The 421-nt window shown below is 47.0% G+C and carries 1 pseudogene; it reads left to right on the top strand.

Features of this window, described 5'->3' with window-relative positions:
• Positions 1-22 precede the first annotated feature (22 nt).
• Positions 23-247 (top strand): annotated as a pseudogene (locus H5154_RS23195) (alpha/beta hydrolase family protein); the annotation flags it as partial.
• Between the last annotated feature and the right edge of the window lie 174 nt (positions 248-421).

The following is a 421-nucleotide window of genomic DNA, read 5'->3' as shown; positions in this document are numbered from 1 at the left end:
GAAGACCCACCCTTAATCTCACGGCACCTTCCCGATGCAAAGCGAGCGTATGTACGCTGCGCTCAAAGGTTTAGGCAAAGAAGCGCGTTTAGTGATGCTACCTTACGAAGCCCATGGTTATCGTGCCCGTAAAAGCTTATTACATGTTTTATGGGAACAAGAGCAGTGGCTGGATAAATACTTGTTAACTGACGAAGCTCCTGTAAGCGATGCTCAAGCAAATACTGAACCTTCTGTATCAGAGTAAATTCAAAGCGCGGTTTATGCCGCGCTTGTTAATTTAATTATATGGGGAAGAAGACCCACCCTTAATCTCACGGCACCTTCCCGATGCAAAGCGAGCGTATGTACGCTGCGCTCAAAGGTTTAGGCAAAGAAGCGCGTTTAGTGATGCTACCTTACGAAGCCCATGGTTATCGTG

This window comes from Pseudoalteromonas sp. SR44-5 (assembly GCF_014163675.1).
Lineage (GTDB): Bacteria > Pseudomonadota > Gammaproteobacteria > Enterobacterales > Alteromonadaceae > Pseudoalteromonas > Pseudoalteromonas rhizosphaerae.
This window is presented reverse-complemented; position numbering and strand designations above follow the sequence as displayed.